The sequence below is a fragment of the Mixta mediterraneensis genome (assembly GCF_030283135.1).
In the GTDB taxonomy this organism is placed as follows: domain Bacteria; phylum Pseudomonadota; class Gammaproteobacteria; order Enterobacterales; family Enterobacteriaceae; genus Pantoea; species Pantoea mediterraneensis.
Genome location: NZ_JASUAZ010000123.1, coordinates 1 through 1,320, shown reverse-complemented (window position 1 = coordinate 1,320; position 1,320 = coordinate 1). Strand labels below are relative to the sequence as shown.

Annotated in this window: 1 protein-coding gene and 1 pseudogene; both read left to right on the top strand. The window is 47.3% G+C overall.

Annotation, left to right across the window (positions count from 1 at the left end):
* A pseudogene (mug, locus tag QRY16_RS21890) lies at nt 1–469 on the top strand (G/U mismatch-specific DNA glycosylase); the annotation flags it as partial.
* Between the two features lie 94 nt (nt 470–563).
* Nucleotides 564–1,319: a substrate-binding domain-containing protein gene (locus QRY16_RS21885; RefSeq protein WP_193406540.1), complete on the top strand. Its 756-nt coding sequence runs from the start codon at nt 564–566 to the stop codon at nt 1,317–1,319.
* The last annotated feature ends 1 nt before the right edge of the window (nt 1,320 follow it).

The following is a 1,320-nucleotide window of genomic DNA, read 5'->3' as shown; positions in this document are numbered from 1 at the left end:
GTTTTGCGGTATCAATCCTGGACGGTCGACTGCGCATACTGGCTTCCATTTTGCCCATCCCGGCAATCGATTCTGGAAAGTCATTTATCTGGCGGGTTTTACTCATTTACAACTCAAACCAGAAGAAGAGCAGCGTTTACTGGAAACCGGCTGTGGTATCACGATGTTAGTAGAGCGCCCAACCATACAGGCAAACGAATTATCGTTAATTGAATTACAGGATGGTGGCGAACGCCTAATGGCAAAAGTGCTGTAATATCAGCCTGCGGCCTTAGCTATTCTGGGTAAAGATGCTTTTAAACGCGCGTTTCGAAAAAATAAAGTGGAGTGGGGAGCGCAACCGATTTTTATGGGTAAAACGCAGGTTTGGGTGTTGCCCAATCCGAGCGGATTAAATCGTGCTTCACTGGAAGAAATAGTCGAGGCGTATCGACAACTTCATGAAATGTTACAGATAAAAAACAGCTAAAACGTGAGACACCTCAGCTTAACAACCGGTAGCAATTGTCGTTATTTACAATCCCAGTTAAACCGGTGTTTTATGACAAAGGCGAGGATAAAAAATGAAGTACTTTACGTTATTGATTATGACGTTATTAACGGTTAATTCCGGCTGGGCGGCAACGCTAAAAGTGTTTTGTTCGGGCGGTATGTTTCCGGTTATCCAGGCATTAAAGACCGACTATCAACAGCAAAGCGGTAATCAGATCGCGCTGGAAGCTGCCCCTTCAATGGGAGACACGGCGCAGGCGATCCCGAACAGGCTGGCGCGGCATGATGATGCGGATGTATTGGTTATGGTCGATTACGCCATCAAACCCCTTGAGCAAAAGAAGTGGGTTCAGACTGAAACGCATAAAATCCTGGCGCATTCATGGATTGCCATGGCAGTTAAGCAAGGCGTGACGCCACCTGATATTAGCACTGTGGCGAAGTTTAAACAGGTATTGACCGAAGCACCTTCCATTGCGGTCTCGGACAGCGCCAGCGGTCGTTATATTCGTACCGCAATGTTGAAAAAGCTCAGTCTGGGCCAGAAAACAGCGAATAAGATATTTACCGTGCCAGCAACACCTGTTGGTGAAGCGGTTGCGCAGGGTAAGGCAAGCATTGGTTTTCAGCAAAACAGTGAGTTGAAAGCGGTGAAGGGAATAACGCTTGTGGGATTGATCCCGCAGGCAGCGCAGCAGGACACGCTGTATGGCGCAGTGGTGACGCGTTCTACGAAGCAGCAAAAAGCAGCGAGCGAATTTATCAGCTATTTATCGTCAGAAAAAGCAAAGGCGATGATGAAAGAGAAAGGGCTGACAGCATATTAGC